At 43.4% G+C, this 22424-nt stretch carries 24 protein-coding genes; 22 read left to right on the forward strand and 2 right to left on the reverse strand.

Annotated features, from left to right (window positions below; all coding sequences use genetic code 11):
• The first annotated feature begins 7 nt into the window (after positions 1-7).
• The 11 genes from QUF86_RS14220 (at position 8) to QUF86_RS14270 (ending at position 10692) form a co-directional block, all read left to right on the forward strand.
• Complete coding sequence (locus tag QUF86_RS14220; RefSeq protein WP_289315577.1) at positions 8-673, forward strand: tetratricopeptide repeat protein; 666 nt, start codon at positions 8-10, stop codon at positions 671-673.
• Between the two features lie 36 nt (positions 674-709).
• Positions 710-3118 (forward strand): SF1B family DNA helicase RecD2, encoded by a 2409-nt coding sequence (recD2, locus tag QUF86_RS14225; protein ID WP_289315578.1) that lies wholly within the window; start codon positions 710-712, stop codon positions 3116-3118.
• A 107-nt stretch (positions 3119-3225) separates the two neighbouring features.
• A complete protein-coding gene (locus QUF86_RS14230; protein ID WP_370694013.1) occupies positions 3226-3795 on the forward strand; it encodes a LemA family protein in 570 nt (189 codons plus the stop codon).
• On the forward strand, positions 3795-4568 hold the full coding sequence (locus tag QUF86_RS14235) for a TPM domain-containing protein (RefSeq protein ID WP_289334699.1): 774 nt from the start codon (positions 3795-3797) through the stop codon (positions 4566-4568). Before QUF86_RS14230 ends, QUF86_RS14235 begins: the two co-directional genes overlap by 1 nt.
• 147 nt (positions 4569-4715) lie before the next feature.
• Positions 4716-5174, forward strand: coding sequence for a PRC-barrel domain-containing protein (locus tag QUF86_RS14240; RefSeq protein WP_483313918.1), 459 nt, complete (start codon positions 4716-4718; stop codon positions 5172-5174).
• The gene (locus QUF86_RS14245) at positions 5164-5379 is read left to right on the forward strand and encodes a hypothetical protein (protein WP_063233024.1); all 216 of its coding nucleotides are present in this window, start codon (positions 5164-5166) and stop codon (positions 5377-5379) included. The genes QUF86_RS14240 and QUF86_RS14245 overlap by 11 nt, the downstream gene beginning before the upstream one ends.
• 227 nt (positions 5380-5606) lie before the next feature.
• Positions 5607-6683, forward strand: coding sequence for an AI-2E family transporter (locus QUF86_RS14250; RefSeq protein WP_144479414.1), 1077 nt, complete (start codon positions 5607-5609; stop codon positions 6681-6683).
• A 309-nt stretch (positions 6684-6992) separates the two neighbouring features.
• The gene (alaS, locus tag QUF86_RS14255) at positions 6993-9629 is read left to right on the forward strand and encodes an alanine--tRNA ligase (RefSeq protein WP_289334701.1); all 2637 of its coding nucleotides are present in this window, start codon (positions 6993-6995) and stop codon (positions 9627-9629) included.
• Positions 9630-9695: 66 nt separating this feature from the next.
• Positions 9696-9965, forward strand: coding sequence for an IreB family regulatory phosphoprotein (locus QUF86_RS14260; RefSeq protein ID WP_034311358.1), 270 nt, complete (start codon positions 9696-9698; stop codon positions 9963-9965).
• Positions 9965-10390 (forward strand): Holliday junction resolvase RuvX, encoded by a 426-nt coding sequence (gene ruvX, locus QUF86_RS14265; RefSeq protein WP_064463555.1) that lies wholly within the window; start codon positions 9965-9967, stop codon positions 10388-10390. The genes QUF86_RS14260 and ruvX overlap by 1 nt, the downstream gene beginning before the upstream one ends.
• Positions 10391-10401: 11 nt before the next feature.
• Entirely contained in the window at positions 10402-10692 is a 291-nt protein-coding gene (locus tag QUF86_RS14270; protein ID WP_289315584.1) for a DUF1292 domain-containing protein, read from the forward strand.
• Positions 10693-10751: 59 nt separating this feature from the next.
• On the opposite strand, the gene QUF86_RS14275 is transcribed toward QUF86_RS14270, so the two are convergent.
• On the reverse strand, positions 10752-10916 hold the full coding sequence (locus QUF86_RS14275) for a hypothetical protein (RefSeq protein ID WP_289336305.1): 165 nt from the start codon (positions 10914-10916) through the stop codon (positions 10752-10754).
• Between the two features lie 295 nt (positions 10917-11211).
• On the opposite strand from QUF86_RS14275, the gene mltG reads away from it, so the two are divergent.
• The 8 genes from mltG to QUF86_RS14315 all read left to right on the forward strand — a co-directional run bounded on the left by mltG (position 11212) and on the right by QUF86_RS14315 (position 19617).
• Complete coding sequence (gene mltG, locus QUF86_RS14280; RefSeq protein WP_289334702.1) at positions 11212-12348, forward strand: endolytic transglycosylase MltG; 1137 nt, start codon at positions 11212-11214, stop codon at positions 12346-12348.
• Positions 12349-12618: 270 nt separating this feature from the next.
• Positions 12619-13284 carry an O-methyltransferase gene (locus tag QUF86_RS14285; RefSeq protein WP_289315586.1) on the forward strand — a complete coding sequence of 222 codons (666 nt, stop codon included), beginning with the start codon at positions 12619-12621 and terminating at the stop codon, positions 13282-13284.
• A complete protein-coding gene (locus QUF86_RS14290; protein WP_289315587.1) occupies positions 13271-14200 on the forward strand; it encodes a peptidase U32 family protein in 930 nt (309 codons plus the stop codon). Before QUF86_RS14285 ends, QUF86_RS14290 begins: the two co-directional genes overlap by 14 nt.
• Positions 14201-14232: 32 nt before the next feature.
• Positions 14233-15504, forward strand: coding sequence for a peptidase U32 family protein (locus QUF86_RS14295; protein WP_289315588.1), 1272 nt, complete (start codon positions 14233-14235; stop codon positions 15502-15504).
• Between the two features lies 1 nt (position 15505).
• Complete coding sequence (udk, locus tag QUF86_RS14300; protein WP_144479404.1) at positions 15506-16144, forward strand: uridine kinase; 639 nt, start codon at positions 15506-15508, stop codon at positions 16142-16144.
• A gap of 304 nt (positions 16145-16448) precedes the next feature.
• Positions 16449-16925, forward strand: coding sequence for a transcription elongation factor GreA (gene greA / locus QUF86_RS14305; protein ID WP_289315589.1), 477 nt, complete (start codon positions 16449-16451; stop codon positions 16923-16925).
• 124 nt (positions 16926-17049) lie between these two features.
• A complete protein-coding gene (locus tag QUF86_RS14310; protein WP_289325823.1) occupies positions 17050-18801 on the forward strand; it encodes a peptidoglycan D,D-transpeptidase FtsI family protein in 1752 nt (583 codons plus the stop codon).
• 87 nt (positions 18802-18888) lie between these two features.
• Positions 18889-19617 (forward strand): YrrS family protein, encoded by a 729-nt coding sequence (locus tag QUF86_RS14315; protein ID WP_289334703.1) that lies wholly within the window; start codon positions 18889-18891, stop codon positions 19615-19617.
• Between the two features lie 63 nt (positions 19618-19680).
• Here QUF86_RS14315 and QUF86_RS14320 read toward each other — a convergent pair whose 3' ends face one another.
• Entirely contained in the window at positions 19681-19893 is a 213-nt protein-coding gene (locus tag QUF86_RS14320) for a DUF2536 family protein (RefSeq protein ID WP_289315592.1), read from the reverse strand.
• A 160-nt stretch (positions 19894-20053) separates the two neighbouring features.
• Here QUF86_RS14320 and QUF86_RS14325 point away from each other — a divergent pair, with 160 nt between their 5' ends.
• The 3 genes from QUF86_RS14325 to QUF86_RS14335 all read left to right on the forward strand — a co-directional run bounded on the left by QUF86_RS14325 (position 20054) and on the right by QUF86_RS14335 (position 22423).
• Positions 20054-20692, forward strand: coding sequence for a class I SAM-dependent DNA methyltransferase (locus tag QUF86_RS14325; RefSeq protein ID WP_289334704.1), 639 nt, complete (start codon positions 20054-20056; stop codon positions 20690-20692).
• Between the two features lie 16 nt (positions 20693-20708).
• Positions 20709-21404: a 5'-methylthioadenosine/S-adenosylhomocysteine nucleosidase gene (gene mtnN, locus QUF86_RS14330; protein WP_289334705.1), complete on the forward strand. Its 696-nt coding sequence runs from the start codon at positions 20709-20711 to the stop codon at positions 21402-21404.
• 95 nt (positions 21405-21499) lie between these two features.
• The gene (locus tag QUF86_RS14335; RefSeq protein WP_289334706.1) at positions 21500-22423 is read left to right on the forward strand and encodes a PLP-dependent cysteine synthase family protein; all 924 of its coding nucleotides are present in this window, start codon (positions 21500-21502) and stop codon (positions 22421-22423) included.
• The last annotated feature ends 1 nt before the right edge of the window (position 22424 follow it).

Below are 22424 nucleotides of genomic sequence, written 5' to 3' on the forward strand. Positions count from 1 at the left end.
AATGATAATGGATAAGAATCAACTAGGAATTGAGTTAATGCAGCAAGGGAAATACGAAGAAGCGGCGAAAGTTTTTAATGAGGCGATCGAGGAAAATCCGAATGAGCCTGTTGCCTACATAAATTTCGGGAATGTATTGACTGCCGTTGGTGAAACGGATAAAGCGGTCAAGTTTTACAGAAAGGCGATTGAGCTGGATGAAAATGCAGCTGCGGCTTATTATTCATTAGGTAACTTATACTATGAATCCGATTCTAAATTAGTCGAAGCGAAGGATATGTTTGAAAAGGCAATCCGCTTGGGACTGGAGAACAGCGATGCTTACTTCATGCTTGGATTGACATTGATGGCGTTGGATCAACCGAAGTTGGCGATGCCTTATTTACAGAGAACGGTGGAGCTGAGCCCAGAGGACGTTGACGCGAGATTCCAATATGCACTATGTCTTGCCAATGCGGAATTATACGATGAATTGATCAATCAACTGAATTTAGTTGTGGAGCAGGATCCGGGACATGCCGATGCTTATTATAATTTAGGTGTTGCGTTTGCCGGGTATCGTGAAGATGCGCAAGCAGCGATTGCTTATTTTGATAAGGCTTTGGAAGCACAGCCTGACCATATGCTTGCTGCACACGGTAAGAAACTGATGGAAGAAATGAATGCTGAGTAAATAGTCGGCATATGCATGGAAAGGTGGGGAGTAGCGTTGAGCCAGCAAGATTCGTTGGATTTGTTTTCAGAGGAGAAAATGTTCATGAAAGGAAGTCATTTAGTGACGATCTTTCATAATGAAGAAAATATGTACTCGGTTGTAAGAATTCGTGTGCATGAAACGAATCTGAATTATGAAGAGAAGGAAGCTGTCGTAACAGGTTATTTTCCAAGGATGCATGAGGATGAGATCTATATTTTTTATGGGGCGATGAAGGAACATGCGCGTTTTGGCCTTCAATTTCATGTGGAGCATTTCCGTAAGGATTTGCCTCAATCCAAGGAAGGGATCGTCAGTTATTTATCCGGTGATCTTTTCAAGGGCATTGGGAAAAAAACAGCCGAAAGCATTGTTGAGACACTAGGGGAAAAGGCAATTTCCAAAATTCTGGCTCAGCCTTCGTTACTTGATGATATCCCGAAGCTATCAGGGGAAAAGGCAAAGGGCCTCTATGATACATTAGTCGAGCATCAAGGTTTGGAGCAGGTGATGATCGCCCTGAATCAATATGGCTTTGGACCACAGTTGTCGATGAAGATTTATCAAATGTATAAACAGGATACGATCACGATGGTTCAGGGAAATCCTTATAAGCTCGTAGAGGATATTGAAGGGATTGGTTTTGGACGGGCGGATGAGCTTGGGCATCAGCTTGGCATTTCCGGCAGCCATCCCGACCGAATCAAGGCTGCGTGCTTGTATACACTTGAATCACAATGCCTCCAGGATGGAAATATCTACATAGAAGCCGAGCAGCTATTGGAAGCGGTCAAGCGGCTGCTTGAGGAAAATAAACGGGATCGCATTGAATTCACAAACATTTCCTCGGAAATAATCGAATTGACGCAAGAGGGGAAAATAGTTGTCGAGGATCAACGAATTTATCCGCCTTCACTATTCTATTCCGAAAAGGGAATCGTCATGAACATCAAGCGGCTGCTTGCTCAAACGGAGTATGAGGACCAGTTCCCGGAATCGGAGTTTTTGCTGGCACTTGGGAAGCTGGAAGAGCGGCTTGATGTATCCTACGCCCCGGCCCAAAAGGAAGCGATACAAACAGCCCTGCAATCCCCCATGTTAATCTTGACGGGGGGACCGGGTACCGGTAAGACGACAGTGATCAAAGGAATTGTTGAGCTTTATGCGGAGCTGCATGGTGTATCCATGGACATTAACGATTATAAAAAAGAAGGAAGCGATCCATTTCCATTCGTACTTGCGGCTCCTACTGGCCGTGCAGCGAAACGCATGGCCGAATCGACTGGACTTCCCGCTGTTACGATCCACCGTTTGCTGGGGTGGAACGGGAGTGAAGGCTTTTCCCATGATGAGGATAATCAGTTGGATGGCCGGATCGTGATCATCGATGAGGTTTCCATGGTGGATACGTGGTTGGCCCATCAATTGTTTAAAGCCTTGCCGGAAAATGTCCAAGTGATATTGGTAGGTGATGAAGATCAGCTGCCATCAGTCGGCCCTGGGCAGGTTTTAAAGGATTTGCTTGCATCGGATTGTGTACCGACTGTCAGTTTGGAACATATATACCGTCAAGCTGACGGCTCATCGATCATTGAATTGGCGCATGACATCAAAAAAGGAAGACTCCCGGATGATGTTACGAAGCAGCAGGAAGATCGATCGTTCATTCGCTGCCAGACCGGGCAAATCGCCCAGGTAATCGAGAAAGTGGTTGCGAATGCCAGGACAAAGGGTTTCACGGCCAGGGATATACAGGTGCTGGCTCCGATGTATAGGGGGCCTGCCGGGATTGATGCACTTAATAAAATGCTTCAGGAAGTGTTCAATGGCAATGCGGATGAAAAGCGACGGGAAATTAAATTCGGTGACGTGATATACAGAACGGGTGATAAGGTGCTTCAACTGGTGAACCAGCCAGAGGAGGGTGTCTTTAATGGCGATATGGGTGAAATCGTGTCCATACTGTTCGCTAAGGAAAATACCGATCATGTCGATAAAGTTATCATATCTTTCGAAGGTATCGAGGTGACCTACACGAAACAGGACTTGAACCAGATTACTCATGCATATTGCTGCTCCATCCATAAGTCGCAGGGAAGCGAATTCCCCATTGTCATTTTACCTGTAGTGAAAAGTTATTATCGGATGCTCCGCCGAAATTTATTGTATACGGCGATTACCCGCAGTAAAAATTTCTTGATCCTTTGTGGTGAAGAGGATGCATTCCGTTTAGGGATCGAGCGTAATGATGAGATGCGCCGGAAAACGACTTTGCGTGAAAAGCTGCGGGAGATTTTGAGTGAGGAAGATATGCCGGTTGAAAAGGGAGAGGTACATGCACAAGAGGCAAGTTACCTTGATACTCTCATGCATGCTGACCCGATGATCGGGATGGAAAGTGTCACCCCTTATGATTTCATGTAGCTGGTGATCAATGTTTTGTTTCTTCATTTAATGAATTTTGTTTAAAATTCATAGTTTTGGTGGAACTAATATAGAATATAACTTAAACGTGAAAGAGCAGGGGGGATTTGATGAAAAAAGGGTGGATAATAGGTATAGTCGTTGTCGTTTTACTGGTCATTTATGGGGCATCTTCGTACAACGGCCTTGTAAGTGCCAATGAAGACGTCGACAATAAATGGTCACAGGTGGATAACCAATTGAAACGAAGGGCGGATTTGATTCCGAATCTTGTCGAAACGGTGAAGGGTTATGCTTCGCATGAAACGGAAGCCATTAAAGCGGTGAGTGATGCACGCTCAAAGTTGGCTGGTGCCAATTCGACTGAAGATGCGATTGATGCCGATCAAGAATTGAGCGGGGCATTGAGCCGTCTTTTGGTGGTTGTCGAGAACTATCCGGATTTAAAGGCCAATGAGAACTTCAAGGGTCTCATGGATAGTTTGGAAGGAACGGAAAATCGACTGACGGTAGCACGAAAAGACTATAATGATGAAGTTACCAACTATAATAAGATGATTAAACGCTTTCCGAAGAATATGATGGCAGGAGCGTTCGGGTTCGATGCTAAACCATATTTTGAAGTGACCGATCAAGAAAAAGAAACGCCAAAGGTTGATTTCGGGAGCGATAAATAATGAAAAGACTCGCTGTGTTTGCGCTATTCTTCATTCTCACGTGCAGTTTAGCAAACGTGGTCGCAGCACAACCTAACATCCCTGAACCAGTTGGGGATATATATGTTCAGGACTTCGCCGGAGTCCTGGATGATCAGGAAAAATCCGAACTCATCGAACTTGGGAAACGATTGGATGATGCCACAAAAGCACAAATTTCCGTTTTGACGGTTGATTCGATGGAAGGATCCGAGATCGAGGAGTACTCGGTCGAGGCATTGAGATCATTCAAGCTTGGTGATGCCGAGCAGAACAATGGAGTCCTCATTGTTCTGGCCATGGAAGAACAAAAAATCCGTATTGAAGTGGGTTACGGTTTGGAAGGGGCCATTACCGATATAAAATCTGGACAGATTTTGGACAATGTGGCTATCCCTGCGCTGAAAGAGGGTAAATATGATGTTGCCCTGACGGAAACCTATAAGGCCGTATATAAAGATGTCACGAAAGAATACAACCTAGGTGACGAGTTTTATCAAGATCTCTCCGTTCAGCCTGAGTCAGAAAACTTTCAGCCATCAGGTTTACAGATTTTCCTCATTATCATCGTAGTCATCATCGTATTCATCCTCGATGCCAAGTTCTTTAAAGGATTTTTCCTTCAAATGCTAATCAATATCCTTTTGATAATCATTAGTCGCGGAGGCGGCGGTGGCCGTGGAGGCGGCAGCGGCGGTCCACGGGGCGGCGGCGGAGGAAGTTCCGGTGGCGGAGGTGCCAGCAGGGGATGGTAAAGCAGGTGGGTCAGACCGGGAAACCGGTCTTTTTTTTATGCCTGTTCCCTGTATTTCCGGAAGATCGAGCAACAATGGAAAACCTTTCAGCACATCTATTTTCAGCAGAAAAGAGATAATAAGAATGTTCGGAAAGGCGGGATGACCTTGCGGACGTTTTCATTATTGAAAGGGATGCCGGTTTTTACAATCAAAGGAGAAAGAGTCGGCACGGTCCACGATTTATCAATTTCTGAAATGGGTCAGGTAACAGGCTTGGTCGTTCATCAGCAAGCATTGTTCAAAAGAGCTTTTCATTTGAAACTTGACGATATTTCTTCATTCGGTCCAGATGGGATCGTCATCTTGCAACAGGATTCAAGCTTAAGGAAAGTACCTGCGGATTCCATATGCCTTTCGAAGGACGAATTATTGGGACGCATGCTTTTTTCAGAAATGGGCGAAGAACTGGGTTTACTGCAGGATGTATATTTCAAGGAGAAAATGGGCACGATTATAGCGTATGAAACAACGGATGGGTTTTTCTCGGAGTCGACAGTGATAGAATCAAAACAGCCGCCTGCATTAGGGAAGGATACCATCATTGTTTCAGTTTATGAACAGTGAGGTGTCCATTTTGGAAATTAAATGTCCGAATTGCCGCAGTAAAGATGTTGGGAAGATTGGCGTGAATCAATATTATTGTTGGAATTGCTTTATTGAAATGACCTTATCCGAAGGCCTAATTAATACGCACCAAGTCGAGGAAGATGGAAGTTTAAGCTCATTGGACGATTTGTTTGAGGAAAATGACCGCCGCTTCAGTATGTAATTTAACGGAAGAGGTGTTTGCAATGGCTAGACGTTCACGGAATACTTTAATGAATATGGGTTCGGACTTGATGAATTCGAAGATAATCAAGCGGAACATGAAGAAAATACGCAAAAGATTAAAGTCATTATTATAGCGGGAATGGGTGTCCTGATAATGAGGACACTCTTTTTTATGTATGAAAACCTTCCGCCTTTCGAAGAATAAATGAGCGGGAGGTGTTTATAGTGAGTATTCGTCTAAAGTGGTTTTATCGCCTGGGTTTTTTATTGCTCTTATTTTTCGTTATCTATATTTTTATGAAACTTAAGCCCATGTGGGGACCTGCCTTTACTGTATGTGTGACGGTACTGCTGCCTTTTTTGATTGGTGCGTTCATCAGTTACTTGCTGCATCCTGTTGTGGAATATTTAAATGAGAAAGGGATGCGTCGCTGGCTTTCGATTACGATTATCTATTTGTTGTTTTTCGGAGGGATCGGCTTTGCTGTGTATAAAGGTATTCCAGTGATGGTCAGCCAGGTACGCGAGCTGTCGGAAAGCGTACCGGAACTGGTTGAACAGTACCGGGGCAGAATTGATAAACTCAACCATCAGACGGCGGCCTGGCCATTCGGAATTCATGAAAGATTCGAAGAAGGTGTCACCCTTTTCGAAAATTGGCTGAAGCGTATACCTGAAAAGGCGATGGAGTATGCAATGAGGATGATTGATTTCATACTCCTTATTGCGTTGATTCCATTCATTGCTTTTTATATCCTGAAAGATTTCACAGCTTTAAAAAAAATGGCATGGTATATGACTCCGAAGAAGTGGCGCAAGCAGGGACGGGCATTCGTTCGTGATGTGGATGCGTCGCTTGGCGGATATATCCGCGGACAAATCATCGTCTGTGCCGTGATCGGTTTGATTTCCTCGCTGCTCTTCTGGGTAGTCGGAATGCAATATCCGCTTCTATTGGGGGCGATAATCGGAATAACGAATGTCATTCCGTATTTCGGACCGATTATTGGAGCCATTCCCGCAGTGATCATCGCCGCGACAATGTCAGTTAAAATGGTGTTGATCATCGCCGTAATCGTGCTTGTACTTCAATTTCTTGAGGGAAATATCCTGTCGCCGCTAATAGTCGGTAAAAGCCTCCATATGCATCCGCTGTTCATCATGCTCGCATTATTGGCCGGAGGTGAAATAGGCGGTATCACGGGCATGGTCCTTTCGATTCCCATTTTGGCTGTGTTGAAAGTATTTGTACTTCATGCCCGCGTTCACTTTAGAAAGAAGCCGCCCCTTATTGACAAATAAAAGTCTTGTGAATATAATCCATTACATAAGATAATTCGTTGAAGGATGAAGTATGCTGAAGTCCATCTAAAAGAGAGGGGTCCCCCAGGCTGAAAGGGACTGCAAGGTGAAGAGCAGCAGAAAGCTAGTCCTGAGAGCAGCTAATACCTGCCGTCATGCCGCGTTAAGGCTTTTATGAAGGTGATGGACCCGGGAATGTTTCTGCGTCCATAATCAGGGTGGTACCGCGAGTTAACTCTCGTCCCTGTTTTTGGGATGGGAGTTTTTTGTGTGCTCAAAATTACATAATTTTAAAAGGAGGATATATATATGAAGTATTTAACTGGTGCTCAAATCCGCCAAATGTATTTAGATTTTTTTAGTGAAAAAGGCCATAACATCGAACCAAGTGCGTCATTGGTTCCTCATGAAGATCCATCATTGCTATGGATCAATTCCGGGGTGGCGACGTTAAAGAAATATTTTGATGGACGGGTGATTCCTGAAAATCCAAGGATTACAAATGCTCAAAAGGCCATCCGTACAAACGATATTGAAAACGTAGGGAAAACGGCACGTCATCATACGTTTTTCGAAATGCTCGGAAACTTCTCCATTGGTGAATATTTCAAAGAAGAAGCCATTACATGGGCATGGGAATTTTTGACGGATGAAAAATGGATTGGGTTCGACAAAGAGAAATTGGCTGTGACGATCCATCCTGAAGATGATGAAGCATTCGAACTCTGGAATAAGAAAATCGGTGTTCCTGCTGAAAGGATCATTCGCCTGGAAGAAAACTTCTGGGATATCGGTGAGGGTCCAAGTGGCCCGAATACAGAGATTTTCTATGACCGCGGACCAGCATATGGCGATGATCCGAATGATCCGGAACTATATCCAGGCGGGGAAAATGAACGGCATCTGGAAGTCTGGAATCTTGTGTTTTCTCAATTCAACCATAATCCTGACGGTTCTTACACACCGCTTCCAAAGAAAAATATCGATACAGGAATGGGCCTTGAACGTATGGCTTCCGTCGTTCAAGATGTGGCTACGAACTATGATACAGATTTATTCATGCCAATCATCCGGGCAGTCGAAGAGATTTCCGATGTGAAGTATGGTGTTGATTCAGAAAAAGATGTTGCATTCAAGGTCATTGCCGACCATATTCGTACGGTAGCCTTTGCAGTAGGTGACGGGGCTCTTCCATCCAACGAAGGCCGAGGTTATGTACTGCGCCGTTTACTCCGCAGAGCGGTTCGATATGCTAAGCAAATCAACATCAATCGACCATTCATGTTCGAGCTTGTGACGGTCGTCGGCGAAATCATGAAAGACTTCTACCCTGAAGTCCTCAATAATAAAGAATTCATTGCAAAAGTTATCAAGAATGAAGAGGAACGCTTCCATGAAACCCTTCATGATGGACTGGCCATCCTTTCTGAAGTCATTAGAAAGGAAAAGGAAAAAGGCGGTACAACCATTCCAGGCAGTGATGCATTCCGTTTATATGACACATATGGTTTCCCGATCGAGTTAACGGAAGAATATGCAGAAGAAGAAGGCATGACCGTCGATCAAGCCGGTTTTGAAAAAGAAATGGATGCACAGCGTGAACGTGCCCGTTCAGCACGTCAAGATGTTGATTCCATGCAAATCCAAGGCGGGGTATTAGGCGATATTAAAGTTGAAAGTGAATTTGTCGGCTATGATCAAGTTGCGGTTGAAGCCAAAGTTTCTGCCATCATTAAAAATGGCGAGCTTGTTACGGAGGCACAAGAAGGTGAAGAAGTTCAGGTAATATTGAACAAGACTCCTTTCTACGCGGAAAGCGGCGGGCAAATAGCTGATAAAGGAACGATGGCTAGTGAAGCCGTGAAGGTTGATGTCCATGATGTTCAAAAAGCTCCTAATGGCCAAAATCTGCACCGTGTAACAGTGGCTGCCGGCACTTTAACATCAGATTCCGATATCGTTGCTGCGGTAGATCAAGAAAACCGCATCCATATCACGAAAAATCATACTGCGACACATCTTCTGCACCAGGCGTTGAAAGATGTGCTTGGTACACATGTCAATCAGGCTGGTTCACTCGTACAAGCTGAGCGCCTTCGCTTCGATTTCTCTCATTTTGGCCAGATAACGGCGGAAGAGATTGAGCGGATCGAAACGATTGTAAATGAAAAGATTTGGCAAAGCTTACAAGTGAATACGGACTATAAAAACATTGAAGAAGCTAAAGCGATGGGTGCAATGGCCTTGTTCGGCGAAAAATACGGCAAGATTGTCCGTGTCGTTCAAATAGGCGATTATAGTCTTGAACTTTGCGGGGGTGTCCACGTCCCGAATACAGCGGTGATCGGTTTGTTCAAAATCGTTTCAGAAAGCGGCATCGGTGCAGGGACTCGCCGGATAGAAGCGGTAACGGGTGCCGGGGCATACAAATTGATGACTGATCAAATCGGTGTCTTGAAAGACGCGGCTGCTAAGTTGAAAACGAACTTGAAAGATGTACCTTCAAGAATTGAAACGGTCTTAGCTGAAGTGAAGGATCTTCATCGTGAGAATGAAAGCCTGACTGCAAAGTTAAGTAATATTGAAGCAGGAAGCCTTGTTTCTAACGTAAAAGACATAAATGGGGTTCAAGTATTGGTGGCAAAAGTTCAAGCTACCGATATGAATAATCTGCGTGCCATGGCTGATGATTTGAAACAAAAGCTCGATTCTGTCATTATCGTATTAGGATCGGCCCAAGGTGATAAAGTCAATTTGATTGCCGGGGTTACCAAGGATTATATCGATCGCGGTTTCCATGCTGGTAAATTGATCAAAGAAGTTGCTTCCCGTTGCGGCGGAGGCGGTGGCGGACGTCCAGATATGGCCCAAGCCGGCGGAAAAGACCCTGAAAAATTGGATGCAGCACTTAATTTTGTTGAAGAATGGGTCTTATCGATTTCATAATCAATGAAAAGTGTTGTACAATGTAGGTAATAGTGGATTCTGGACGCTGAGGAGAGGTGCATGTTAATGAGTTCCTTTGATAAAACGATGAAATTTAATTTTCCCGAAGAACCATTCGAAAGAGATGTACAAGAAGTATTGTCTCAAGTTTATGTTGCTCTTCAGGAAAAAGGTTATAACCCGATCAACCAAATTGTCGGTTATCTATTATCTGGTGACCCGGCCTACATCCCGCGCCATATGGACGCTCGGAACATTATTCGTAAGCTTGAACGCGATGAAATCATCGAAGAATTGGTTAAGTCGTATCTTAAGAACCATCGAGAGGAATACTAATGCGCACAATGGGACTTGATTTAGGTTCAAAAACCATCGGCGTTGCCGTGAGTGACGCGATGGGTTGGACTGCACAAGGATTGGAAACGATCAAAATTAACGAAGCTGGAAATGACTTCGGCTTTAAACGTCTCAATGAAATTATAAAAGAGCATGAAGTTTCTAAAATTGTCCTGGGGTTACCTAAAAATATGAATGGAACTGTTGGACCGCGAGGCGAGATCAGTCAAGATTTCGCTAAACGATTAGAAAAAAAATTCAAGCTGCCGGTGTTTCTCTGGGATGAACGGTTGACAACTATGGCGGCTGAACGTGTCCTTCTTGAGGCGGACGTGAGCCGAAGCAAACGCAAGAAAGTCATTGATAAAATGGCTGCTGTCATGATTCTGCAGGGATTCTTGGACAGACAAACAAATTCAATATGAGGTGAATACAAATGGAACACGGCGAAAACAACATTACAGTAGTAGATGAAAACGGAAACGAGCAGCTTTGCGAAATCCTTTTCACATTCGACTCAGATAAATTCAACAAATCTTATGTACTTTACTATCCGATGTCTGCAGAAGATGAAGAGGAAGAAATTGAAATCCACGCTTCATCATTCATACCAAGCGAAGATAATAAAGATGGTGAACTTACACCGATCGAAACAGAAGAAGAATGGGATCTAGTCGAAGAAATGTTAAATACATTCCTTGACCAAGAAGAAGCTGAAGAAGAATAATATCAGAAAAAACCGACCTCGATCGAGGTCGGTTTTTTCATTTATGTACCAGTAAACCCTTATCTTTTAGCTGCGAATAAAAGAATAAAAGTAGCGAGCGGACCCAAAAATAATGAGAGCAAGAACCAATTCAGCGCCGTTCTATTTTTACCTTGAGCAAGTCCTGCGTTAATGAGTGCCAATGTCCCCCAACCTACAAAATAAGAATTATCCAACTCCTTCACACCTTCCCTCATCTGAAAATTAATATCGGCATCACTACATGATATTCCTGTCATTGACTGAAATGCCTAACACATGCAGGGAAACAAATTTAAGGGCTTTTTCTATTAAATAATACCTGAATATTGACAAAACTAGTGCTTTTTTGCCATAAATAGAGTAGTAATGAATGTAGTTTTGCAAAAACCATGTAATTATTTGTTGATTTTAGTATAATGTTCGAAGCAAAGTTTAATTAGAGAAAGCATCATCGAGAAACCATTCTGTAGTTGGTGTGAGTTTGCAGGGGGAATGAAAATGGATGAAAAAGATAAAAATTTATCTAAAAAGGAACATATCCGTATGAAATTGTTAGAACAGCAAGGAGAAGCCAGGCTGGTCCGTAAAATCATCATGATTACGATAGCTTCGCTTATTGTATTAATTGGGATAGTTGGTCTTGTGGGCTTTTTATATATCAACTCAGCCATGAAACCAGTCGATCCTGATGATGATACCATCAAGAAAGTGAAAATCCCAATCGGTTCTTCCGTGAATGGAATTTCAACACTGCTAGAAGAACAGGGAATAATCAAGGACGCACGTGTATTCAAATATTACATTAAGTTCCGTAATGAATCCGGTTTTCAGGCAGGTGAGTATAAATTATCGCCTTCGATGCCAATTGAAGATATTGTCACAAGCATCAAAACCGGGAAACTCATGAAAGAAGCTGCATTGAAGATAACGATTCCTGAAGGAAAGCAGCTTATCCAAATTGCCGATATCATCGCAGTGAAGACCGGTGAAGATCCGAAAAAGGTCTTTAAGGTATTGAATGATAAGAAATTCGTCAAGTCCATGCAAGAGAGATTTCCGGAGCTCTTGACGTCGGAAATTGAAAATGAAAAGGTATTATATCCGCTTGAAGGATACCTTTTCCCAGCTACTTATGACTTTTATGAGGAAAAGCCGACCATGGAATCCATAGTCATCGAGATGCTGAAGAAAACGGAAGAGACATTACAGGCATACGAAACCCAGATGGACAAAAACGATTATTCCGTACACGAGATGCTGACCTTCGCTTCGCTTGTCGAAGAGGAAGCGACGGCACAAGTCGATCGCGGAAAGATAGCTTCCGTCTTTTACAATCGTATCGAGGAAGATATGCCGCTTCAAACGGATCCGACTGTTTTGTATGCAAAAGGTTCACATAAGAGCAGGGTATATTACAAAGACCTTGAAGTGAAATCCCCTTATAATACGTATAAGAACAAGGGGCTGCCGCCAGGACCGATTGCCAATGCCGGAACGACATCGATCGATGCGGTATTGAAACCTGAGAAAACAGATTTCCTATACTTTTTGGCAACACCTGAAGGGGAAGTCCTGTACTCCAAAACCTTGGATGACCACAATAACAAAAAGGCAGAGCATATTTCCAATAAATAAATAAAAAATGCAATGCGACTGAGGGGGGAGAGATATTACTTTCCCCTTGTTTTTATGATAGAATAGTACAAGTGAATTTTAGATCCGATTTTTATCGGTGACGTAACTCGGCGAATGCCGGGTTTTATTTTGAAAGATAAGGAAATGTAGATCGTCAAGCATACTTGTTTCAGCTCCTTGTGAAAAATTGTAGGCAATAGTTTTTGACCGATCAATTTCTTCATGCACTGACCAAGCGCTTTCGTTTTTCTTATAATTGGAGGAAACGTTTTGAACGGAAAAATAGAACAATATCTTCATTCCTTAATTCCGGAGCGTACGGGTTTGATTAAGGAGTTGGAAGATTTTGCAATGGAAAATAATGTGCCGATCATGGAGCCGGAAGGCATTGAGGTGCTGCTTCAGATTTTAAGGCTCCACCAGCCTAAGTCGATATTGGAGGTTGGTTCAGCGATTGGATATTCGGCCATAAGGATGGCTGAGACCCTTCCGGAGGCTAAAATCGTCACACTTGAACGGAATGAAGCCCGTATTGAGCAGGCAAGAGCTAACATCAAGAAGGCTGGGCTTTCGGAAAGGATTACCCTCATTGAAGGGGATGCCCTTGAAGCAGGACCGAAAGTCATGGAACATGGTCCGTTTGATATCATCTTCGTTGATGCAGCTAAAGGGCAGTACAAGCGATTCTTTGAACTGTTTGAACCATTCCTTGCTGATGCTGGCATTATCATTACTGATAATGTTTTATTTAAAGGCTTGGTTGCCGAAAACATTGAAGAAATGGAAATGACGAGACGAAAGCGAGCTCTCATCAAAAAAATCAGAGACTTTAACATCTGGTTACATGACCATCCTCATTTCGATACCGTAATTTTGCCGATTGGTGATGGTGTGGCCATAAGTAAACATAGAGGTGACAAAAATGAAAAAGCCTGAATTACTCGTGACTCCGACAAGTGTCGATCATATAAAAGAACTTATCGATGCTGGAGCTGATGCCTTCGTCATTGGCGAACAACGTTATGCGCTTAGGCTGGCAGGGGAGTTCAAACGTGAAGACGTCAAGAAGGCGATTGAGCTTGCACATGCCGCAGGCAAGAAAGTATATGTATCCATGAACGCCATTTTTCATAATGAAAAAGTGGACGAGCTTGAAGGGTATGTCACATTCCTTAAGCAGGCTGGGGCCGACCGGATCATATTCGGTGATCCAGCGGTCTTAATGGCTGTCCGTGCCGTGGCACCTGATATGCCCCTGCACTGGAATACAGAGATGACGGTAACGAACTGGTACACATGTAATTATTGGGGGAAACGCGGTGCTGTCCGTGCCGTGGCTGCCCGTGAGATAAGTATGGACGAGATAGTGGAAATGAAGGAAAATGCCGAAGTGGAGATTGAAGTGCAAGTGCACGGCATGACATGCATGTTCCAATCGAAGCGGACGCTCCTTGGTAATTACTTTGAATACCAAGGCAAGGCATTGGAAGTGGAAAATCGGAAGGAACATAGAAATATGTTCTTGCATGATAAGGAACGAGAAAATAAATACCCGATTTATGAAGATGAAAATGGTACACATATCATGAGTCCGAATGATATGTGCATGATCGATGAACTTCAGGAATTGATTGAAGCGGAAATTGATTCCCTGAAAATCGAAGGGATATTACAAACACCGGAATATATCAACGAAATGACAAAGTTGTATCGGGAAGCGATTGACGTTTGTGCAGAAGACCCTGAACGTTATGATGACCTGAAAACGGAACTTTTTGAAAAAGTAAAAGCGGTTCAGCCGGATACCCGTGAGTTGGATACAGGATTCTTCTTTAAGGAATCGGTTTATTAAAGAAAAGGGTAAGAGAAAGAGGAGGAATAGCCTTGAATGCTATTGCTGATAAAATTTCCAAGATCGTTGATGGAAAGAGAGTCATTGTAAAAAAACCGGAATTGCTGGCTCCGGCTGGCAACCTGGAAAAATTAAAAATTGCCGTCCATTACGGTGCGGATGCCGTGTTCATTGGCGGTCAGGAATATGGCCTTCGTTCCAATGCCGGCAACTTCACGTTTGAGGAAATGCAGGAAGGCGTCGAATTCGCTAAAAAATATGGCGCTAAAGTATACGTAACAACCAATATCTTCGCACATAATGAAAATATCGATGGTCTGGATGAATACCTGGAAGGCCTTCAGGAAGCTGGAGTTCATGGTATCATCGTCGCCGATCCATTAATCATCGAAACGTGTAAACGGGTCGCTCCGAACGTCGAAATCCATTTAAGCACGCAGCAATCGCTATCGAACTGGAAGGCTGTTCAGTATTGGAAAGAGGAAGGCTTGGAGCGGGTTGTTTTGGCACGTGAGACGAGTGCTGATGAAATCCGTGAGATGAAGGAGAAGGTCGATATCGAAATCGAGGCTTTCGTTCACGGGGCCATGTGCATTGCCTATTCTGGACGCTGCACCCTTTCGAACCATATGACGGCGCGGGATTCGAATCGCGGCGGCTGCTGTCAGTCTTGCCGTTGGGATTACGATTTATATGAGTTGGATCAAGAAGGGGAAAAGGCTTTATTCGATAAAGAAGATGCTCCATTCGCAATGAGTCCAAAAGACCTGAAACTGATAGAATCCTTGCCAGGCATGATTGAAATTGGCATAGATAGCTTAAAAGTCGAAGGAAGAATGAAGTCCATTCATTATATTGCTACAGTTGTCAGCGTTTATCGTAAGGTGATTGATGCGTATTGTGCCGATCCGGACAATTTCAGGATTAAACAAGAATGGCTGGAGGAGCTTGATAAGTGTGCGAACCGTGAGACGGCATCATCGTTCATGGAAGGGGAAATTCCTGGGTATAAACAGCAAATGTTCGGGAATCATACCGTAAAGACTCGCTTCGACTTCGCTGGTTTGGTGCTTGATTACAACGAGGAAACTCAAATCGCCACCATGCAGCAACGTAACTTCTTCAAGCCTGGAGATGAAGTGGAGTTTTTTGGACCGGAAATCGAAAACTTCACTCAAAAAATCGGTACGATCTGGGATGAGTCAGGTAAGGAGCTGGAGGCAGCCCGCCATCCGCTTCAAATTGTCCGCATTCAAGTAGATAATCAAGTATATGTGAACAATATGATGCGGAAGGAGAATTGACATGACAAGGAAGAAACCAGTGGTCATCGGAGTTACCGGAGGTTCGGGATCAGGTAAAACAAGTGTTACCCGTTCCATTTTTGAATTCTTTCAAGGACATTCGATCTTGATGATCGAACAAGATTATTACTATAAAGATCAAAGTCATCTGCCTTTTGAAGAGCGGTTGAAAACGAATTATGATCATCCGCTGGCATTTGATAATGATTTGTTGATCGATCACCTTAACGCATTGCTGCGCTATGAAACGATAGAAAAACCAGTTTATGATTATTCGATCCATACACGTTCGGAAGAAGTCATCACAGTTGAGCCGCAGGATGTCATCATCCTTGAAGGGATCCTTGTACTGGAAGATGAGCGCCTTCGAGACCTGATGGATATGAAACTATATGTTGATACAGACGCAGACTTGCGGATACTCCGTCGGATGACCCGTGATATTAAAGAACGTGGACGTTCCATAGATTCAGTCATCGAGCAATACATCAGTGTCGTTCGCCCGATGCATAATCAGTTCATAGAACCGACGAAGCGTTATGCCGACATCATCATTCCAGAAGGCGGTCAGAACCATGTGGCGATTGACCTTATGGTGACAAAAATTCAAACAATCCTTGAACAAAAGTCTTTTTTGTAATAACATAGCATAAATAATGATAGGTGCCATTTTCCTCCGTTTTTTAAATAATCCCATTTATTTATTGGGAAAGACTGGACAAATGCTGGAAAACGCAATACTCTATTCTTGATACAGAACGAACCGGCTGCCACCGCAGTCGGTTTATATACTAAGGACCGAGTTGTTCCTTAGTATAAATGCGCGTACTTTTTAAGTCGTGCAAATATATATTTTGACTCGAGTTTTAGAGTTAAGCATTATATACTACATAAACTTGTCACAGCGAAAGCTTGCTGTAAAGAATTTGAAGGAGTGAAGGGTTTTGGCAATCGAAAAAGAATATCCAATGACTAAAGAAGGTAAGTTAAAGCTTGAACAGGAACTGGAACAATTAAAAACGGTTAAACGTAAAGAAGTGGTGGAGAGAATTAAAATCGCCCGCAGTTTTGGGGACCTTTCCGAGAACTCAGAGTACGATTCCGCAAAAGAAGAGCAGGCATTCGTTGAAGGACGTATTACAACAATCGAAAACATGATCCGTAATGCAAAAATCATTGAAGGCAATGATTCGAATACAGATACAGTTTCACTTGGAAAGACGGTAACATTCGTGGAACTTCCAAATGGTGACGAAGAAACATATTCCATCGTAGGAAGTGTTGAAGCGGACCCATTCGATGGGAAAATATCAAATGATTCTCCAATCGCGAAAAGCTTAATAGGGAAAAGGGTCGGCGACAAGGTATCGATCATGACACCTGGCGGCGAAATGAGCGTCAAGATTGTATCCATCAGCTAATTAACGGCTTAAGAGGATGTCCATACGGGCATCCTCTTTTCATATCGGAAAAACGCCGCGTTAAATTTGTTCATAATTGTTTAAAAATTCGCACCTCGTCAACAATGGTTACGAGGTGTATTTTATGAAAAAGAAACGAATGAGGTTGCTGGCTCTTTTTTTGACCACTTTTATGCTGATGCTCATAGGCAGGCTTGCCTACATCCAACTTGTATCGACAGAATCTTTTTCGAAGCATGATGTGAACCTGATAGAAGCAAGTGTGAATCAGCGTTCACAGATATTAAAGATTGATGATGGGCGTGGAAAGTTTTATGACAGAAATGGGGAACCACTTGCACATGAAGAAATCCCAACACTCGTCCTATTTCCATTTTTGAACAAAATGACATGGCCTATAGATGAAATTGCCTCGATCATAGGCAGATCGGAAGCGGAGCTGAAACGGGCAATTGAACAAGCGGATGAACCATTCGTATTTGGCGGAGATGAACCGATAGAGTTAACGCCCAGCCAATCAAAGGCAATCAATCAATTGAAGATACCCGGAGTCTTTGCGGTGAACGAGAAATTATATCATGATCAAACCCCTGCAGCCCAATTGATCGGCACGACGAATATATCGGATGCGGAAAAGAAAAAACGTTATCCGGACATGAATTTATCTCCTGAAACGAAAATAGGAAATACGGGACTGCAAAGGACCTTTGATGAGTTCTTGCTTTCCGCTGGGGAATCGAAGCTCGTATTTCACGTGGACGCCAGTGGGGGCCCCATGTTCGGTGTCGATGTAAAATACGTAGAACCTGCTAATCCTCTTTACCCAGTGAAGGTCGTGACGACGATAGATAAAGAAATTCAGGAAAAAGCGGAGAAGCTCGTTGATGACCGCGGGATAAAAAAAGGCGGTCTCGTCCTCATCGATATCGAAAAAAGTGAAATCGTCGCCATGGTATCACGTCCGGCGCTTAATATAAAAGATCCGAATGGCGAAGGGGCCGTCAATATGATGTTGACTCAAAAAACGCCGGGTTCCGTCTTTAAAACGGTTACGGCAGCAGCTGCCATCGATTATGAAGCGGCAAGTCCCACTAGGACATTTAATTGTAATTTAACGATTGACGGCAAAACGGATAAGCAGAGGGAACTGGGCATACTTAATTTTGAAAATAGTTTTGCCCAAAGCTGTAACAGGACATTTGCCGAATTGTCCCAGGAAATAGCTGAGAAGGATCCCGAATTTTTGGATAAATATGCAAAAATGTTAGGGTTGGTTGGCGAAACGGGCTGGCAAGGGGACGTATATCACACGGAAGTTACTCAGTTGCATCATGAACAAACCGGGAAGGTCTGGCATGATGACGACTTAAAAAAAGATCCCAAAATGATTGCCAAAACAGCCATTGGCCAGCAGGATGTCCAAACGACACCGCTCGCGATAGCGAATATGATGGCCACGATTGCCCGCGGTGGCAAGAAGGAACAGGTCAAAGCCGTTTCCAAGGTCGAATTTAACAATAGTACGACCGTAGTCGATTTCCCTAATCAAAGTATTGGCGGCGAAACGCTGTCTCCATATACAACGATGAAGATGCAGCATCTTCTGAGGAAAGTCGTAACGGAGGAGAAAGGGACTGGCGCTTCTTTGAGAGATTTACCTGTGGAGGTCGCTGGCAAGTCTGGAACAGCTCAGACGAATATTAAAAAAGGAGAGCTCAATAAATGGTTTGCGGGCTACTTTCCATATAAAGATCCAAAATATGCCCTTGTTACCGTAAGTTTTGAAACAAAGGAAAACAGTTCCAGTATGACGCCGCTTTTTTCAGATATTGTAAAAGTCCTGTACTCCAAGAACCAGGACAATAGCGAGAATTGACGAAAAGTGTAGGAAACCCTTCCCTTCTATCTCTAGCTAAATCATGTTAAAATGAGGCAGTAAGAAATGGTAAGGGAGGAATGGACCTTGGGCTCACGTTTCAATCAGCGAGATCAAAAAAGAAAAGTAAATAAAATATATAATATTGCAATCACCATCGTTTCCATTTTAATTGTCATTGTCGCAGTCACGATTTTCTTAAGTGATGATGGCACAGAATCAAAGAAAACCACGACCGAACCTAAGCAAATTGCCGAAGAAAAGGGAAAAGTAGTGGACAAACCTGCTGGGAAAGAGGAAGAAACGGATTCAGAGAAGGTAGAGGCAGAAGAGGATAGTAAAGCAACAGAGGAAGAGGTAGAAGATAGTAAAGCAACAGAGGAAGATGAAGAAGATAGTAAAGCGACAGAGGAAGATACAGAAGAGAAGGCTGAAGATGGTTCAGACCCAGAAAAAGCAGGGGATGCCGAACTTGTGGAAGTGGAAGGCAGCGGAGATGGCAATGTCGCGGCTACATATACGAGTGAGGGCTGGAAACCAGTTGGAACTGAGCAATCCGGGGAACACACTACAAGCTTCGAAAAGGGCTCGGTCGATTGGAATGAAATGAGTAAAGCCATTGCTAATGGCGCTGGAATCGATGAAGGAAGCATGATGCTATGGTGGCTTCAAAACGGCGGTTCGCCTAACACGGCAATCGGAACCGTTTCTGAAGGGGACAATCCTAAAACCTTCCGTGTCCATATTGAATGGGTGGACGGATCAGGTTGGAAACCTGTAAAAGTCGAAGAGCTGAAGTCAAACGATAAAAAGTAATAGTTAAATTATTCAAACTAAAAACCCCCGAAAGGAATCTTTTCGGGGGTTTTTTCATGGAGATTACTTTTGGGCTTTAAAGTGAACGACTGCGCTATAAAATCGTCTGCCTTCCTCACTAACATACATTTGGTGTGACACGGATTGAACCTGAAGCATGATCGCTTTATTGATTTCAATTTGTGATTGGATTTTTTCTTCAAGATTCTTAATGCTTTCTGCCTCGAAAAATTCTATTTTATCTTCGAATAATTTTAAGTCGAGTTGAAAACCCATGATTGTTCCCCTCCAACATTTAGATACTGTTAGTTTAACATACCTTTTTGTTTGTATTTGAACCTAATGATGGATTTGCCTAAAAAACAAGAACTGTTTTTGTGTTTAATTCATATTATGCTTATAGGTTTTATTATTCCATCATAAAAAGGTGATTAAAATGGGCAGAGAATTTTTAGATTTATTCGAAGAATGGTCAAAATCGTATGATGATACTGTTGGTGGACACGATATTGAGTATCAAGAAGTTTTTAAACATTATGATAGGATATTGGACAGCGTCACGTATCGGGCACAGGGTCACGTGCTGGAGTTCGGCGTAGGTACCGGGAATTTAACGGAAAGGCTTTTGAAGAAAGGCCTAAAGGTATCGGGAATCGAGCCTTCACCCGCCATGAGGGAAATAGCGGTAAGCAAAGTGGGCGAAAAAACGGAAATTGTAGATGGCGATTTCATCGATTTTCCGAAGCCGGAACAGGTGGATTCGATCGTGAGTACGTACGCGTTTCATCATTTAACCGATGAAGAAAAAGAAAAAGCGATAGCCAACTATGGAAAGTTACTGAATACTGGTGGTAAAATAGTGTTTGCGGATACGATGTATCAATCAAGGGAAGCGCATGAACGAGCGATTCTAGATGCAAGGCAGGCAGGCTTTCATAATTTGGCGAACGATTTGCAAACGGAATATTATACTACGATTCCTTTTTTGGAAAAAGTACTTGAAGAAAATGGATACAAAGTGAACTTCGAGCGCTGCAATCAATTTGTCTGGATTATGGAGGCGGAAAAATTATAGGAAGAGGTTTTTACTAATGAAAGTAGCCATAATCGGAGCAATGGAAGAAGAAGTTACGATTTTACGTGATAAATTGGAAGGTTTGGAACAGGTGACCATTGCCGGTTCTGAGTTCAATACAGGCACACTGAATGGTGTTGAGGTCATTTTGCTTAAATCGGGAATCGGTAAAGTGAATGCGGCAATGTCCACTGCGATCCTTTTAGAAAAATTCAAACCGGATGCTGTCATCAATACTGGCTCTGCCGGCGGTTACCATCCAGCACTTAATGTCGGGGATGTGGTCATATCCACGGAGGTTCGCCACCATGATGTCGACGTGACGATTTTTGGATATGAGTACGGTCAAGTCCCTCAGCTGCCGGCAGCTTTCATTCCGGATGAAAAGCTTTTCGCAATCGCAGAAGAAGCAGCTAAAGAAATCGAGGATATACAAGTGGCGAAAGGGTTGATCGTGACAGGGGATTCTTTCATGAACGATCCTGATCGGGTTGAATTCGTCAGAGGGAAATTTACGGATTTATACGCGGTGGAAATGGAAGCGGCAGCCATTGCTCAAGTGGCCTTCCAATTTAAAACACCGTTTGTCATCATTCGTTCCCTTTCGGATATCGCAGGTAAGGAGTCCAATATTTCCTTTGATAAATTCCTGGAAACTGCGGCTCTTCATTCAGCGGCACTGATTTTAAAAATGGTTGAAAAAATGAAATGAAATGTTAAGTGATCAGCGGAAGACTTTCCGCTGGTTATTCTTTATTGCATAAACCTCATTAAATTGGTAGGATAACTATGAAAGGATGTCCGAATATGAAAGTCTTTCAAAATATTCATGAGTTGATAGGGGAAACGCCGATGATGGAAATCACCCATTTCCCGCTTCCGGATGAAGTCCGTATCTTTGCCAAACTGGAATACTTTAATCCGGGAGGCAGTGTGAAGGACCGGCTTGGTCAAGAACTGTTAGCCGAAGCTTTGCGGACTGGGAATGTAAAAAAGGGTGGGACGATAATCGAACCGACTGCCGGAAATACTGGGATTGGCTTGGCGTTGGCGGCGATAAACAGTGGAGTGGACGTGATATTTTGTGTTCCGGAGAAATTCAGTGCCGAGAAACAGGAATTGATGCGTGCCCTTGGAGCAAAAGTGATCCAGACCCCGACAGAGGAAGGAATGAAAGGAGCAATCGCCAAGGCTAAGGCGTTGCTGGCTGAAATTCCGGGATCCTATTGTCCCCAACAGTTTGCCAACCCATCCAATCCTGATGCATATTATAAAACGCTGGGACCTGAAATATGGGAACAGATGGATGGCGATGTGGATGTGTTTGTTGCCGGTGCGGGTACGGGGGGGACATTCATGGGAACATCGCGATATTTAAAAGATAAGAATGCTGCCGTCAAAACGGTCATTGTCGAACCAGAAGGATCGATTTTAAACGGTGGCAAAGCAGGACCCCATAAAACCGAGGGGATAGGGATGGAATTTTTACCTGCCTATATGGATGAAACGTATTTTGATCAAATTCATACGATAAGCGATCATGACGCTTTCCATATGGTGAAGGAATTGGCGATCAAAGAAGGCCTGCTTGTCGGCAGTTCTTCCGGAGCGGCATTTGCAGCGGCCATGAAGGAAGCGGCCAAGGCTTCCCAGGGTACGAATATCGTCGTCATATTTCCGGATTCCAGTGAACGATACTTAAGCAAAAAAATTTATCAGGGAGGTATATGAA

The sequence above is a fragment of the Peribacillus sp. NJ11 genome, assembly GCF_030348405.1.
GTDB lineage: Bacteria > Bacillota > Bacilli > Bacillales > DSM-1321 > Peribacillus.

What these genes read in the sequence shown, in the direction of transcription:
- QUF86_RS14220 (WP_289315577.1), top strand. Translation starts at nt 8, where the DNA reads ATGGATAAGAATCAACTAGGAATTGAGTTAATGCAGCAAGGGAAATAC.
- QUF86_RS14235 (WP_289334699.1), top strand. Translation starts at nt 3,795, where the DNA reads ATGAAAAGACTCGCTGTGTTTGCGCTATTCTTCATTCTCACGTGCAGT.
- QUF86_RS14245 (WP_063233024.1), top strand. Translation starts at nt 5,164, where the DNA reads ATGAACAGTGAGGTGTCCATTTTGGAAATTAAATGTCCGAATTGCCGC.
- alaS (WP_289334701.1), top strand. Translation starts at nt 6,993, where the DNA reads ATGAAGTATTTAACTGGTGCTCAAATCCGCCAAATGTATTTAGATTTT.
- QUF86_RS14260 (WP_034311358.1), top strand. Translation starts at nt 9,696, where the DNA reads ATGAGTTCCTTTGATAAAACGATGAAATTTAATTTTCCCGAAGAACCA.
- ruvX (WP_064463555.1), top strand. Translation starts at nt 9,965, where the DNA reads ATGCGCACAATGGGACTTGATTTAGGTTCAAAAACCATCGGCGTTGCC.
- QUF86_RS14270 (WP_289315584.1), top strand. Translation starts at nt 10,402, where the DNA reads ATGGAACACGGCGAAAACAACATTACAGTAGTAGATGAAAACGGAAAC.
- mltG (WP_289334702.1), top strand. Translation starts at nt 11,212, where the DNA reads ATGGATGAAAAAGATAAAAATTTATCTAAAAAGGAACATATCCGTATG.
- QUF86_RS14290 (WP_289315587.1), top strand. Translation starts at nt 13,271, where the DNA reads ATGAAAAAGCCTGAATTACTCGTGACTCCGACAAGTGTCGATCATATA.
- udk (WP_144479404.1), top strand. Translation starts at nt 15,506, where the DNA reads ATGACAAGGAAGAAACCAGTGGTCATCGGAGTTACCGGAGGTTCGGGA.
- QUF86_RS14310 (WP_289325823.1), top strand. Translation starts at nt 17,050, where the DNA reads ATGAAAAAGAAACGAATGAGGTTGCTGGCTCTTTTTTTGACCACTTTT.
- QUF86_RS14320 (WP_289315592.1), bottom strand. Translation starts at nt 19,893, where the DNA reads ATGGGTTTTCAACTCGACTTAAAATTATTCGAAGATAAAATAGAATTT.
- QUF86_RS14325 (WP_289334704.1), top strand. Translation starts at nt 20,054, where the DNA reads ATGGGCAGAGAATTTTTAGATTTATTCGAAGAATGGTCAAAATCGTAT.
- mtnN (WP_289334705.1), top strand. Translation starts at nt 20,709, where the DNA reads ATGAAAGTAGCCATAATCGGAGCAATGGAAGAAGAAGTTACGATTTTA.
- QUF86_RS14335 (WP_289334706.1), top strand. Translation starts at nt 21,500, where the DNA reads ATGAAAGTCTTTCAAAATATTCATGAGTTGATAGGGGAAACGCCGATG.